Below are 13733 nucleotides of genomic sequence, written 5' to 3'. Positions count from 1 at the left end.
TAATGGCCAGAGAAGGGCCCCGGTTGTCTGCCCTCGGTGACAGACTCGGGCTGTGGAGGAAAAGAAGTTCTGGCAGCCGCCGCGCGCGCATAGGCCCATGCCTGTTGTGCCGGCGGTCGACCCTGCGGCCGTGGAAGGCTTGACGAGGCCCAAGGAGCCCCTCCCTGTGTTTGTGATGCTCGATTACAACAACGGGCAAAGCCATGAGGTGCCAGCGTTCGCCTACTGGTGGACTCGGGTGAATGTGCTGGTGTCCGTACCCTGGCCAATGGATTACTACGAGGGCCGCAAAGAAGTCTGGGTGGAAGAGCCAAGGGTGCGACGCCGGATAATCGACCCGAGAGTGCGTTGAACGCAAAAACGGCCGCTGACGGGGCGGTGAAGGCCTTTCGCCGCCGGGTTAGGCGACCTGAAAAGGAGGGCGGGCACCTGTACTGAATGGTCCGTTGCCCTATGATTGCGGAGGGGTTGCGTCGAACCGGCGGCTCCAAAGGACGCTGCCTGGGGGCGGGTTTGAAAGATACAGGTGAACGCGGGGCCGCCGCTGTCCTGATCGCACTACTCATGGTGGTGCTGCTGGGTTTCGGAGCCATCGCCATTGACGTCGGCAACCTGTACGCCACGAAGGCGAAACTCCAGAACGGAGCCGATGCCGGCGCCTTGGCAATCGCCCAGGACTGCGCGACTCGCGGCATAAGCCTGTGTACCCCTGCCGCCCCGGGGAAGGCGCTGCAGCTGGCCAGGGCAAACGCCGACGGCGGCCTCGCCAACGCGGCCGCCCCGACCTTTCCCAGCCCCGGCACCGTCGTGGTCGATGTCTCGGCCCAGGACGCAGGCGGGAGCGGAGTCTCCCTGGGCCTGGCAAGGATCTTCGGCGTCAACCGCGCCGACGTCAAAGCCGAGTCCAGAGCGAAATGGGGGTCCCCCTCCGGCGGGACGGTCAACCTGCCGGTCACCTTCTCCGAGTGCCAGTTCGATCTGTCCGGAACGATCCAGGTCCTGCCGATCCACGGAACCACGACGTGCGTCAGTTCCAGCCCATCGGGACACATCATCCCCGGAGGGTTCGGCTGGCTGCAGTCGGACCCGGGAAAGTGCGGGGCAACGATTTCACTGGCCAACCCTCTGGTTCCGTCCAAGCAGGGTGTCAGCGAACCCGGGCAGTGCTCGGCCGTGTTCGATTCCTTGGAAAACCAGGTCATCATCCTGCCCGTCTTCGACGACATCGACAGCACTACGGGCGACTACCACATCAAAGGCTTCGCCGCGTTCCAGCTCCTTGGCTTCAATTTCCCCGGGCACAGCTGGAACAACAACGGCTCACCCAGCTGCAAGGGCAGCTGCAAAGGCCTGATCGGTAAATTCGTGCAGTTCACCAGCCTGAGCAACTTCACCTTGGGCGGCCCCGACCTCGGCACCAAAGTGGTCCGGCTCAGCGGCTAAGAAAGTCATCTGACCGCACCCTCTAACTTGCAGTTCCCGGAGCCTCGCCGAGACACGAAAACAGCCCCTCACCGTTGGGACGGTGAGGGGCTGCGCGCGTGTAGTCGTGGGCTCGGGTACACGGCCCGCTCGGTTGCCGGCTTCCCCAATCCCACAGGGCACCCATCCCGGCACGGCTCCGGGGGGTGGGCCGGAGTGCCACCACCATAAGCGATGGGTGTCGGCAAGATCAAGGATGGTATCGCGCGAAATATCAGGTTGCATTCAGCTAGATTTCAGAATTGAGGCGTAAACGTTTCGCAAAAAACGCATCGATTCGGGAAACAGCCGGGCTACGTTTGGCTACGAATCCCCGCGCAAAACCATCTTCCGGACTGGGGTAGTGATCTGCCCAAGCCTAACGATGAAGGCCTCCACATGTTCACGAAGTTGCCACGGCTATTCAAGCGCGAGAAAACCCGCGTGTTCTGCGGTGGGCCTGTGCCACCCGAAGTAGGGTCAGAATTCTGCTCAGCTGAGTGCAGGGAGAACTGGGAGTATTTTCGGGTCTACTGACGGCACATAACCGGTCTTATCTGACCCCTAAGATTAGGAATCATGGGGGATCAACACATGCGGACAGAGTTGTTCAAAATTTTCCTGGGCGAGATACACCATCAGAGCCTCTTGGTCATAATGGCCACTCAGGATCTCGACTATCACCTAGGCGCTCACTTCGATGACCCGGACCGTCGCACTCCACTCAGCCCGGACCGGGTTTGGTACTCGCTTTCGAGCGCTCTCAATGGAATGATATCTATCGCCAACATCTGCTGGCCAACCAAAGACACCACCTCAAAGGACGGCAAAAAACCTGATTCCCGCCGAATCGCTGCTGAGATTCGGGCCAGCGAGATCCGCCGCACGCTCGTGCTGCCGGAGCACGGCCTCAAAGCCGTTCGGGAAGTACGCAATGCATTGGTGCACTTCGACGAGAAGCTCGATAAATTCGCCAGAGAAGGACCCGCGGCCTTTATCGGCAACCTGCTTGGTCCTGCATGGCTTATCGGGGGCGACAATTTCGTCATCGCACGGCACTACGATCCACAAACAAGTCAGCTCTCAGTATTCGGGAAGGAACTGCACCTTCACGAAGCCTTGTCGCAGACTATCGACCTGCAACGCCGCGTCCTGGATTACCGTGACGAATACGGCAATCCCGTCGTTGGGCGATGAATGCTCTCTGCGCCAGTGATTTATCCGACCCATTTCATCACGCGACTTATGGACCGCTTACACTTGGGCCATAGGGAAACTGACTGCAACGCTCGCCCGCTGGAACACCGACCGAAAGCTGGCCCGTGGCCGCTGCCCAAGCCCCGGCCGAGCACCCGGTGGTCTTGCTCCCGCTTACAGACAGCACGCCAGGCAGGAACCACAAGTTCCCGTTTGGTTCAGGCGCGAAGCGTTCAAGATGACACTTATTCCCACTCCTGTTCCCCAGCCCGGGATGATTCCAGGAATTCCGGATCTGGTGCTAGTACCGCTGATCACCGTGCAGGGGGTTCTGGCCGGCGCGGTCGTTGCTGTGGCGGGACACTTGCTGTTAGCGTATGCCGCGCGCCAGAACCGATCGTGGAAGGCAGTCTGGCCAAAAAACGGAAGCGTACGAAAAGCTGCTGAGTTGGAGTCACAATTCAGTCAAGTTATCACCAGACGAAGTGTGGGGGAGTGCTTTGAATCCAATTTGATCGAAGCCGACAATGTCTTCAACGTGACCATTGTCGGAGGTGCGGAACACTGCCCTACTTGCGGAGGCCCAGCTCAAACCATGCAAGGGACTTTCGATATGGAAAACGGGGCCATCGAGATGCTTTCCGGGCCGGACTGGACGCGCGCGATGCTGGCTAGCATCCGGGACTCCGTAGCTGAAGCTAAGGCGGCCGTCCAGCGAGCCGGGGCCGACACTGTCGGTGACCGTGAGGGGCTGCACGTGTGTAGTCGTGGGCGCGAGTACACGGCCCGCTCGGTTGCCGGTTACCCCAATCCCACAGGGCCGCTTACCGGCGCGGATCCGGAGGGTGGGCCGGAAAAGCCACCATAAGCGATGGGTGTCGGCAACATCAAGGGACGGTATCGACGACTCGCTCCCCGCGCGCGGCCTCGGATTCCGCGGGCCACCCTGACGCGAAATATCAGGCTGCTTTCAGCTAAATATGGAATTGGGGCGTAAAGGTTTCGTAAAAATCGCGTCGATCTGGGGAACAACCGGGCTAGGTTGGCTTCGAATCCCCGTGCAAGACGATCTCCGGCCTGGGGTAGTGATGTTCCCACGCCAAACGATGAAGGCCTTCATGTTCACGAAGTTGCGACGGCTATTCAAGGGCGAGAAAACGTGCCGTTTTTGTGGGAAGTCTATGCCCACCAATGTGACATCAGATTTCTGTTCGGCTGAGTGTCTGGACCGTTGGGACTACATGCAGGTTTACTGACCCCGGGTCAACTCTTGGCTTCACTCGCAGGGCCACGCCCCGGCACAGACCAGCCGTGAGCTCGGATGGTCAAGCGCATTCGGGCCGGGCGCAGATGACAAGTCGGCGTGATTGTCGCTAGCTTCCTTGGGGCTGCCGCGAGTCTCTTCGCGGGACAGCCCACATGGATGGTGCCTGCATTTTGGGCCGTCGGCTTTTGCGTCCTTTGGCTGATAATCGACGGACTATTTATTCGGGGGTACCTCTTGGGCAAGGCACGTAGACTCAAAATGCGGTCGGCAGCGGCGGCAGCGACTCCCTCCCGCTCCATGCTTTCTGAAGCAATCGGGTTGGACGACGTGACAAATGCGACAATCCGCATTGGGAAGTTCAATAGCGCCGGCGGTGTCACCCTCGTTCAGAATTCAGGGGATGTGGATCTTCAATTAGACCAAGTCAACAGACCGGAAAATTACGAGATCCTGGGGGACTGAAGCACCCAGTCCAATGTAAGCCTGAGGCGGATTTCTTCCTGCGATGGGCGGCCGACTGGCCACTCTCGTATGAGGCCTTGGGGGAAGGAAAGTGGTCATGACGTGGCATCGCATGGTGGGCGCGGGCTGGTTGGTAGACTACAGCCTGTGATTCAGCTGGGGGACCATAATCCGGTCGGTAAACGTTATTATCCGCACGAGTGGGCGCTCGCAGTGCTCGGCTTTGTCATGCCGCTGGGAGCGGCAACGCAGCCGGCATTCCTTGCCTCGCCCACGTTCCGCACCTGGGCAGCAGTTTTGGCGGCGTTCCTGCTCTGTTTGTCACTTTTAAAGCTGACAAAAGACCACGCGTTGAGCAGCTCGGCGCGCTATGCCATTCCTCCACTGATTGTCTACATGATCGTTGTGGGCATTGCTACGGCCCGAGGCGACTTGCCGTCGGTGCGGTATCAACTGTTTGCCCTGTTCCCACTTGCTGTTTTCGGCTTCTATGTGTCGGAAAGATTCCGCCCGGGAAGCTGGTTGCGCATCGTCTATGCGGCCAGCGTTGGCCACCTGATAATGGCTGTTGCTACCGGATCCACACGGATGGCATTCGGCGGCGTGTCTAGGCTTGAGGCCGGGACCAGCGCCGTCCTCTTAGGTTTCGAAGCATCCCTGATTGTCGTGCTTTCGCTATGGTTCATCTCACGGCGCCGGTATGTGTTCGTGAACGTTTGCGTCTTCGTTCTCGCCGGGTACTGCCTGTTCGCTGCGTTCAGCAGGGCCGCGTTCGTTTCACTGTTGATCGGAAGCGGGCTGGTGTTTGTGTTCTGGGGGCGGGGGAAGGTCCTGCGGTTCCTTATCGCAGGCATTGCCGGGACGCTGTCATACTCCGTGATCCTGCCAAAACTGATCGACTTTCTTGGTGCCAACGACCTTGAAAGCCTGTACGGAGCCAGCGGCAGATACCGTATTTGGGGCAGCGCCCTGACGTACTTCAACCAGTGGTTCCGTGGTTACGGTTTCACTGCCCTCTATGACAACACCGGTCCGGACGCCGGGCTGAAGCTTGCCACGTTCGACTTGCCGTTGGAGAACTCCCTGCTTGAGGCCCTGTTCATGGCGGGGATCGTTGGCGCAGCCCTGTGGCTCTGGCTGTTCTGGCGGAGCATCCGGGTGCTGTGGCGTGTGAGAGAAGCGAGCGGCGGGCTTAGCCTTGCCATGCTCGCGTGCCTCTCTGTGAGCGCCTTCTACAGTGTGGGGCTAAGCGGCGTTTCCTACGACTGGTGGTGGCTGTTGGCCGCTTTCAGCTTCGCCGGACTGGTACAGGAGACCCCACCCCGGCAGCCCATGTCCGCGGCCGCACCGGTAGCTAGATTCTCACCCGAGTACCGCCTCTTGGCCGCACAGCTCCAGGCGTCCAAGCCGCAACGAGGACCCGCCGGCTTAGTGGCGGCGCGCGAGGATCCGTACGCCGCCACAAAGATTAGCGAGCGAATCTAGGCGGCATCCTCGATCGTCATGGTCATGGCCTCCGCGGCCTGACCCAGCGGGCGCAGTACAGGGTTCCAGCTGCCGTGAGGGCCCATGTGGTCGCCCTAGAACGACAGTGCCTTTTGTGCGGCCCCTTGCCGCACGTGCCCACCTGCACATACGCTGTGACCGATCCAACCAGCGCCGGATCCGTGCCCGGATGCAGACTCCCGTCTAACATGGGTAGCCAGCACACGTTCAGCCCCCCGATGTTCTGTTCTAAATGTGTGCAGACTATGAGGCAACTTCTGCGCATTGCTTTCTACCCGGCAGGGTTGTGCGGCGGAAGTCCACTGAGTCCGGTGCGGTGAGGGAACCTTTCTTGCTTGAGCCTGTCGCGAAGGCGGTCCTTCGCCGGTGTTCCACGAGGATAGGAATGGAGTCGCGAATCGGGTCAGCCAGGGTTTCGTGCTCCTCACGCTCAGCATCTTAAACATGTTTCGGTGACATGGCGGGGGTACCGTGCGCGAGTCGATCAACAACTATTTCGATAGCTAAGCTCGCCTTCCATAGTCATTTCACCAGTCTGGGCGCCCAAGGCTGCATGGACAACTAACCGGAGCCCGGGCAAATATCCGGGACAGGAGAACAGCCCCTCGCTGTCAGAGACAGTGAGGGGCTGCACGCGTGTAGTCGTGGGCACGGGTCACGGCCCGCTCGGTTGCCGGTTACCCGTTACCTTTCTTATAGCCCCTGAACGAGCAAGAATCGGGGTTGCTGGCCTGTCGGCCCCGGCATGATTTAGTCCCCCAGTCGACCATGATCCGGGGGGTGTTGTCACCGGGGTGCGATAGGCGCCAGGGGATCGCTGATGGGGACCAGACCAGCTGCAGACTTTATCGCGGGAGGCCGGCCGTAACGTGGATGCCGAGCTCTGGGGCCGCAGGACATGCCAGCTGTCAGATCGGACGGAATGCTGGAGGTTATGCGTGATCAAGGACCACGAATGCGTTGATGTCTTCATCGGCGTCGACGTCGGCAAAACCAACCACCACGCGGTGGCCTTGGACAGGAACGGCAAGAAACTGCTCGACAAGACCCTGCCCCAGGACGAGGCGAAACTGCGGGCGATCATCGACAGCCTCGCAAAGCACGGGACCCTGCTGCTGGTCGTGGACCAGCCCGCCACCATCGGCGCCCTGCCGGTCGCCGTGGCGCAAGGTGCCGGCATTCTGGTCGGTTACCTGCCGGGCCTGGCGATGCGCCGCATCGCGGACCTGCACCCGGGCGAGGCCAAGACTGATGCCCGAGACGCCTACATAATCGCTGAGGCCGCCCGGACCATGCCGCACACCCTGCGCTCGATCGCCGTCACCGACGAGCAGGCCGCCGAACTGTCGATGCTCTGCGGCTTCGACGATGACCTGGCCAAGCAGGCCACGGCCGCCTCGAACCGGATCCGCGGGCTCCTCACCCAGATCCATCCCGCACTGGAACGGGCCATCGGCCCGCATCTGGACCACCCTGTGATGGCCGAGCTGCTGCAAAAATACCCCACGCCTGAGGCGTTGCGCAGGGCCGGCCAGAGCCGGGTCGCCGCGTTCATGGCCAGGTCCGCTCCGCGGGCCGGTAAAGGCTGGGCCGCGGGGGTCTTCACCGCCCTGTCCGAGCAGACCGTGGTCGGGGTCGGCACCGGTGCCGCCGGCGTCGTGCTGCCCCAGCTGGCGGCGCAGCTTGCCCAGCTGCGCGCCTCCCGGGCAGAGGTCCTGGCACAGGTTGAAAAACTCGTGGAGGCCCACCCTCTTCACCAGCTCCTGACGTCCCTACCGGCGGTCGGCGTCAGGACGGCAGCCCGGGTCATCACCGAGGTTGTCGGCAAGGAATTCAAGACCGCCGGGCACCTGGGCTCCTACTCCGGGCTCGCGCCGGTGACGTGGCGCTCCGGAACCTCAATCCGCGGAGACCACTCCTCCAAGAAGGGCAACAAGATCCTCAAACGGGCGTTCTTCCTCTCCGGCGTTCGCGTCCTTGAAAGACCCGGTCTCCCGGGAGTACTACGACCGCAAACACGCAGAGGGTAAACGGCACAACCAGGCCCTGATCGCCCTGGCACGACGCCGCTGCGACGTCCTCTTCGCGATGCTCCGCGACGGCACGTTCTACGAGGCGCCAAGCCCGAAAACCGCCTAAACACGGAGGGATACCAGCTCGCGGACACGCGCCGCAAGCCGCTTATCCCTGCCCGAAAACGGTCACATCATTTTTCGAAAAAACCTGACCCAGCGCTTGACAAAAAACATAGGGACACCCCCCAATCCCACAGGGCCGCTACCGGCGCGGTACCGGAGGGTCGGCCGGAAATGCCACCATGAGCGATGGGTGCCGGAACATCAAGGGTGGCGTGGATGGCCCGCCGGTCTCGCCGCTTTCGGTTCCAACCCGCAACTACCCGATGCGAAGCGTCAGGTTACTTTCAGCTAAATTTCAGAATTGGGGCGTAAAGGTTTCGTAAAAATCGCGTCCATCCGTGGAACAATCAGGCTACGTTTGGCTTCGAATCCCCGCGCAAGACCATCTCCGACCTGGGGTAGTGATCTGCCCACGCCGAACGATGAAGGCCTCCACATGTTCACGAAGTTGCTCAAGCTATTCACGCGCGAGAAAACCTGCGTGTTCTGCGGGGGGCCCGTGCCACCCGGAGTAAAACCAGAATTCTGCTCAGCTGAGTGCAGGGAGAACTGGGAGTATTTTCGGGCCTACTGACTACATTTAACCGGTCTTGTGAAGCCCTGGCGGATTGTTGCGTTTCTTCACGCATCTCCGCCGCTGCCGGGCCCCCGCCCCGGTCTCCTTACGTTCGGCTATGGCAATCCAACGCTTCAGCGTGGTGACCGAGATTCCGAAATCCTTTGCAATCCGCGCCAGTGGCGCGCGTCGCCCCTGCGGGCCACATCAATAACATCCTGACGGAACTCCGCCCCATAAGCCGCGGGCATGGTCAACATCCTTCCACGAGCACCAGCTCGCTAGGTCAAGTAATCAACGAAACCGGGGCAGTCCCCCCACTGTCAGGGACGGTGACGGGCTGACGGTGTGTAATCGTGGGCGCGGGCACGCGGCCCGCCAGGTTGCCAGCTTCCCCAATGCCACAAGGCCGGCATCCCGGCCGTCGGCCGTCAATGCTAAGGGGCGCTCAACCTGTCGCTCTCGAACCAAGTGGGCAGTCCTTGCGAATCGAGTAGGTGTGAGTGGGGGACCGGGTGTCGCCCCTGAGTCTGGTGTGGCAAAACCAGTGATGATCACTCGTGTTGCCTATAAGTGAAATCCCTAGGCTCAGAATCACACTAACCGGGCTTATAGGCAGGTCTGATCATGAAGCGTTTCGAAGGTGCTTTGCCCGCACTCAAGGGGAATCTCAACCGACGAAGTTTGTTCCGGGTAGGTGCTGTTGCTGCGGCCGGCTCTATCGCTACGGTTACTCTGGCAAGCCAGCCGGCTGCGGCGGCCTGCGCCTGCGGAGTCGTTCATGCGGCCGTCGAAACCATAGCACCGGGCCATACCGCGGCTTCGATGGCCATAAGTCGGGCATCCGTGGTTACCGCAGCGGCACCCCCGAGTATTGATGTGACCCTCGCGCACGCTCCGCGCGGCACACTTGTGAAAATCCCGACCTATGAAGGATCGGGTGTTGCAGTCCATCCGTCTGTCTACTTCAAGGCTGACGGTTGGAATGGGCACAGTTATTGGATGGTATTCACGCCATATCCAAACTCAAATAACCAGCTCGAGAACCCGTCTATTGTCTACTCGGATGATGGGAACACCTGGACGGTTCCTGCCGGATTGACGAACCCCGTCATTCCTGTAGTGAACGACCCAGCTGGCGGCTATAATTCTGACCCGAATCTATTTATTGACCCCTCAGGGCTTATGTATCTGTTCTGGCGCCTCAACACCTACGACGGCTGGGAGTACCACTATGTGGTGACAAGCAAGGACGGCGTTAATTGGGGCGCGAGGACGCTCGTCAGGAAGGACGCGCAGTCCGTTCGCCGCCTTCTCGCACCGTCGTACACGCAGCTCGCCGACGGGAGTTGGGTGGTGTACGCGGTGGACGCAGCCAAGGCCCCCCGCACCTTCGTCACGGCCACCGCGCCAGCCGTGGCCGGACCCTGGACTACACCGCAGATCTGCACCATCACCGGCAACTCTGCAATTCCCTGGCATGTCGACCTGCACCGTGTCGGCGCTGAATGGCAGGCGCTCGTCATGTCTGACGTGTCAGACGGCAGCGCTGGTGATCTTTGGGCGATGGTCTCGCAGGATGGCCTGAACTTCACGGCCGGCCCACCACTAATCGACAAGGGAACGCCCAGCGTCGACTGGGATGCGTCCTATTACAAGTCCGCGTTTGTTCCGGCCGTGCGAAACGGCGTGGCTGGCTGGGATACGTGGTTGGGTGGGGGAAGTTTCCCGGCGTCGGGGCAGATTATCGGGCGGACCTTCGTGTCGTTCAACGCGCCGATTGTTACGCAGTCTGCGCCGACGGGCTCGACCAAGACCGTCGAGGTTCTCGCCGCGAAGAGTGGGTTGCCACCCTGGATCGGGTGCGATTCGTTTGCCCGCGCAAATGCTGCGACTCTTGGCACTTCGGAGGGCGGCCAGGTCTGGGTTTCCTCTGCTGGAGCGTTCACGGTTGCGGGGAAGGGGGCGGTACCGTCGGCGAACGCAAATTCGCGTGCGCACGTGAATGTGGGAGTGGCGGATGTGAAGGCGACAGTGCAGATAACCGGGTCAAACACGGTGGAGCATTGGCTGGTGGCACGCTTTGTTGATGCGGCAAATTATTACCGTCTCGGGATCTCGTGGGATGGGCGGTTGTCCCTTGAGAAGGTGGCAGCTGGTGCTGTCACGACACTGGCTACCGTTCTTCCGTCTGCGCCAGCGACCGGTACGGAAATCTCATTGCAGTTCACTGGACCGACCATTCAGGCTTTTGTTGACGGGGTTCCGACTGTGACGGTCACTGATTCGACGCACACAGGAACGTCATTCGGCATTCAGGCAGCATCCACGTCAGCCAAATTCCGAAACTTCAGGGTCTGCACGAATTGACCCTCCCGGTTGGTAGACCCTGCAAGTGATTCAACTGGGAAAGGCTCATCCGTCCGATAAGTGAGTGGTTCTTTCGAACCTGGGGCGACAGGGGGTGCTCGTTCGCAACTCGGTCCTCTCGCAGCGCCCGGGTTTCAGCGAGTGGCGACCCGACGTGAAACATCAGGTTGCTTTCAGCCAAATATCGGCATACAGGCGTAAAGAATTCGTAAAGATCGGGTCGATTTGGGAAACAGGCAATGTACGTTCAGTGGGACTCACCATGCCGTTTCATGGCATGGGTGCGATTCGCCCAAGCCAAACGATAAAGGTCCCTACATGTTCATGAAGTTGCATTGGCTATTTGGGCGCGGGAACACCTGTCAGTTCTGCGAAGGGCTAGTTGCCGCCGAGATGAAGTCCGATTTCTGTTCAGCCGAGTGCAGGGATGACTGGGAACACATGCAGGTCTACTGACGCGGATTCATCTCTTGGCGTCACTCATGGGGCAACAGCGCGCCGATCTCACCAGATGCCCGGCCGTATGGAATGTTGACCGCGTCAGGGCGGCGTGCCGGGCCAGTGCCTCGTGCCCTCGGTCGTTAGCCGACCCAGCGTCCATGACGAGGGTTTCCGATACCCCGGCTATTCTGTCGGCGCGGAGCGCCGACGCGTCGAGCTTCGGCCTGGTGAGAGTGCAGTTGTCAGCGCGGCACGTGTCGCTCATTTGTTGTCAAGGAATGCAATAACTGCATATCTCGTATCGGGTGCATTGTTCCACGCCGTTGGCGAGATCAAGGCCGTAGGTGACCCACGCCCGCACTTTTGTCGGCGTTAGCCCACATCCGGACCTGAACCGCTCAGACCGTCGGAGTGAAGTCCCTTTCACGTGAAGGCAACCTTTGAGGTTGACGTCGGTGCGCTGCTTAAATCGATGCCGGAACCTCAATGAGTCCCGCGCGTGGTGAGCGACAAAAGCAACCACGTGCGGAACAACGGACCCGAATTCATCCAGCCGGCCGCCTGACCTCCACCTTAGGTGGCGCGGCCCGGGTGGTTCCGGGCTTCCGCTTGCGACGTTGGCCAACCGACTTGCGATCATTTCGCGCCGGTCCGCGCCGTCCCGAGACGAAGACAACAGCTACAAGTGCTGCGCCAACTATCACGGCTATGACCCAGATCCATTGTTGTCCGTCCACGTTCTCCACCAATCTCAGGCTGTCGGCTGTTGGGGCTCGGTCATGGGCGATCCGGCGTTTCCGCCTTGGTGTGGACGCTGTGGGAAACATTATGGCAGAGAGCGACTGTTGTTGCGAGTGGTCTGGTCTCTACTAGTTCTCAAGGCTTCAGCGCGAGAACTTTGCCAGATACAGGGATAACCAATGGTCCGGTATTGAACGACGCGTTAGGCGGTCCACCCCGACTAACGAAAGAGAAATTTTGTATGCCCACGGTGGCGATTTTAGGCCGCAGAGGAAACCAGCTTCTGGAAGCTTCGCTTTCGCTTGCTCCCATGCCTGTGTGGCCCCGGTAGATCCAGAGCCTGGGCGTGGAAGCATGTGTTCGTACCGGCGCCATAGTCGATGGATTACTACGACCCCCCGCCGTCCTGAGATAACGACGGCTGAACGTGCGGGAGCGCGGGTGCGCGGCCCGCCAAGTCGCGGGCTTCCCGGCCAAGACCGCAGGTGACTACATAAGGGATGGTGTCCGCAAAATCAAAAATTGGATCGGCCACACGATATTCTCGCCGGGTATCGGATTCGCCGAGTAGCGACATGGCGTAAAACATCAGGTTGCATTCAGCTAAGTGTCAGAATTGACGCGTAAAGATTTCGTAAAGACGGCGTCGATCTCGGGGACGGGCGAGCTACGTTTACTGTGATTCCGCATGGCGCGCTTCTCATGGTCTGGGGTAACTAATTGCCCACCGATGAGAGGCCCGATATGCTCACGAAGTTGTTGTGGCTATTCAAGCGCGAGAAAACTTGCCGCTACTGCGGGGAGCCCGTACCCCGCAGAGCGAAGTCAGAATTCTGTTCGACTGAGTGCAAGGATGATTGCGACTACCTGCAGATCTACTGACACCGATTTATCCCGTGGCGTAACTCATCAGCATTCTTGATTGAGTGCCACCTTGACGAATGCTGCGGTCTGGTATGCGTACATGTACGCCCATGATGGCGTGGATTTTTTGGTCGATAGCAACGGTAGATCCTTCTGATATGAAACCATGTTGAGTTCCCCTTGGAAACAGCGTTGCACGATGACCCGTGCTCGCGTGACGTGGTATTGGGCGGTGAGCACGTTGGCGCTCTTCCACCCGTTTTCTTGAGCGAGAGTGCGCAGCTCTCTCGCTTCGCCTTGGGTGGTTCCGGGGTCCGGTTTGAAGCAAATGATCCGATAAGGGCGCTGTTCGTCACAGAGAGTAAGGCGAGGGTAGCCGGCCACGCCTTGTGGAACCGATATTACGAGCGTGTGCGCATAGCCTTGGTCCATAAGCTTCTCAGCGTAGTCCACGCGGTCATCAGCGGGCCCGAGTACGAAGAGCACGTCAGCGTGTTTCGGGGCATCAGCTGGGGGCTCTACGTATAGAAACAGGCCCGCGGTTGCCCATAGGAGGACGGGGGAGACGCACAAGACGATGATGCTGATGATGTGCTTGCGTCGTTTCCGGCGTGGCGCTGTTCTTTTCTCCGGGATCATGGTGCTGGTCATGCCGTCCTCTGTCGCTTGGGGATGGAAAGGCACCTTTGCCCGCACAAATGGATTGTATCTGCCATGTCTGCTCCATCCC

At 60.1% G+C, this 13733-nt stretch carries 7 protein-coding genes and 2 pseudogenes; 7 read left to right on the top strand and 2 right to left on the bottom strand.

From position 1 onward, the window contains the following. Nucleotides 1–52: 52 nt before the first annotated feature. The 6 genes and pseudogenes from ACSKT0_RS19030 to ACSKT0_RS19005 all read left to right on the top strand — a co-directional run bounded on the left by ACSKT0_RS19030 (nucleotide 53) and on the right by ACSKT0_RS19005 (nucleotide 8032). Complete coding sequence (locus ACSKT0_RS19030; protein ID WP_437771103.1) at nucleotides 53–352, top strand: hypothetical protein; 300 nt, start codon at nucleotides 53–55, stop codon at nucleotides 350–352. A 161-nt stretch (nucleotides 353–513) separates the two neighbouring features. Then, nucleotides 514–1443 (top strand): TadE/TadG family type IV pilus assembly protein, encoded by a 930-nt coding sequence (locus ACSKT0_RS19025; RefSeq protein WP_437771102.1) that lies wholly within the window; start codon nucleotides 514–516, stop codon nucleotides 1441–1443. Nucleotides 1444–2040: 597 nt separating this feature from the next. Further along, nucleotides 2041–2658, top strand: coding sequence for a hypothetical protein (locus ACSKT0_RS19020; RefSeq protein ID WP_437771101.1), 618 nt, complete (start codon nucleotides 2041–2043; stop codon nucleotides 2656–2658). Nucleotides 2659–2896: 238 nt separating this feature from the next. Further along, on the top strand, nucleotides 2897–3526 hold the full coding sequence (locus tag ACSKT0_RS19015) for a hypothetical protein (protein WP_437771100.1): 630 nt from the start codon (nucleotides 2897–2899) through the stop codon (nucleotides 3524–3526). Nucleotides 3527–4534: 1008 nt separating this feature from the next. Next, nucleotides 4535–5872 carry an O-antigen ligase family protein gene (locus tag ACSKT0_RS19010; RefSeq protein ID WP_437771099.1) on the top strand — a complete coding sequence of 446 codons (1338 nt, stop codon included), beginning with the start codon at nucleotides 4535–4537 and terminating at the stop codon, nucleotides 5870–5872. A gap of 962 nt (nucleotides 5873–6834) precedes the next feature. Further along, nucleotides 6835–8032, top strand: a pseudogene (locus tag ACSKT0_RS19005) (IS110 family transposase). A 609-nt stretch (nucleotides 8033–8641) separates the two neighbouring features. Here ACSKT0_RS19005 and ACSKT0_RS19000 read toward each other — a convergent pair. After that, a pseudogene (locus tag ACSKT0_RS19000) lies at nucleotides 8642–8838 on the bottom strand (IS3 family transposase); the annotation flags it as partial. A gap of 376 nt (nucleotides 8839–9214) precedes the next feature. Here ACSKT0_RS19000 and ACSKT0_RS18995 point away from each other — a divergent pair. Next, nucleotides 9215–10957 carry a hypothetical protein gene (locus ACSKT0_RS18995; RefSeq protein ID WP_437771098.1) on the top strand — a complete coding sequence of 581 codons (1743 nt, stop codon included), beginning with the start codon at nucleotides 9215–9217 and terminating at the stop codon, nucleotides 10955–10957. Nucleotides 10958–13048: 2091 nt separating this feature from the next. Here the strand turns inward: ACSKT0_RS18995 and ACSKT0_RS18990 are convergent. Next, entirely contained in the window at nucleotides 13049–13654 is a 606-nt protein-coding gene (locus tag ACSKT0_RS18990; protein ID WP_437771097.1) for a YdcF family protein, read from the bottom strand. Between the last annotated feature and the right edge of the window lie 79 nt (nucleotides 13655–13733).

Origin of the sequence: Arthrobacter sp. KNU40, assembly GCF_051515115.1 — a bacterium.
Classification (GTDB): Bacteria; Actinomycetota; Actinomycetes; order Actinomycetales; family Micrococcaceae; genus Arthrobacter.
This window is presented reverse-complemented; position numbering and strand designations above follow the sequence as displayed.

Bases quoted from the DNA above. Each gene is read 5' to 3' on its own strand.
- ACSKT0_RS19020 (WP_437771101.1), top strand. From the start codon at position 2,041: ATGGGGGATCAACACATGCGGACAGAGTTGTTCAAAATTTTCCTGGGC.
- ACSKT0_RS19015 (WP_437771100.1), top strand. From the start codon at position 2,897: ATGACACTTATTCCCACTCCTGTTCCCCAGCCCGGGATGATTCCAGGA.
- ACSKT0_RS18995 (WP_437771098.1), top strand. From the start codon at position 9,215: ATGAAGCGTTTCGAAGGTGCTTTGCCCGCACTCAAGGGGAATCTCAAC.
- ACSKT0_RS18990 (WP_437771097.1), bottom strand. From the start codon at position 13,654: ATGACCAGCACCATGATCCCGGAGAAAAGAACAGCGCCACGCCGGAAA.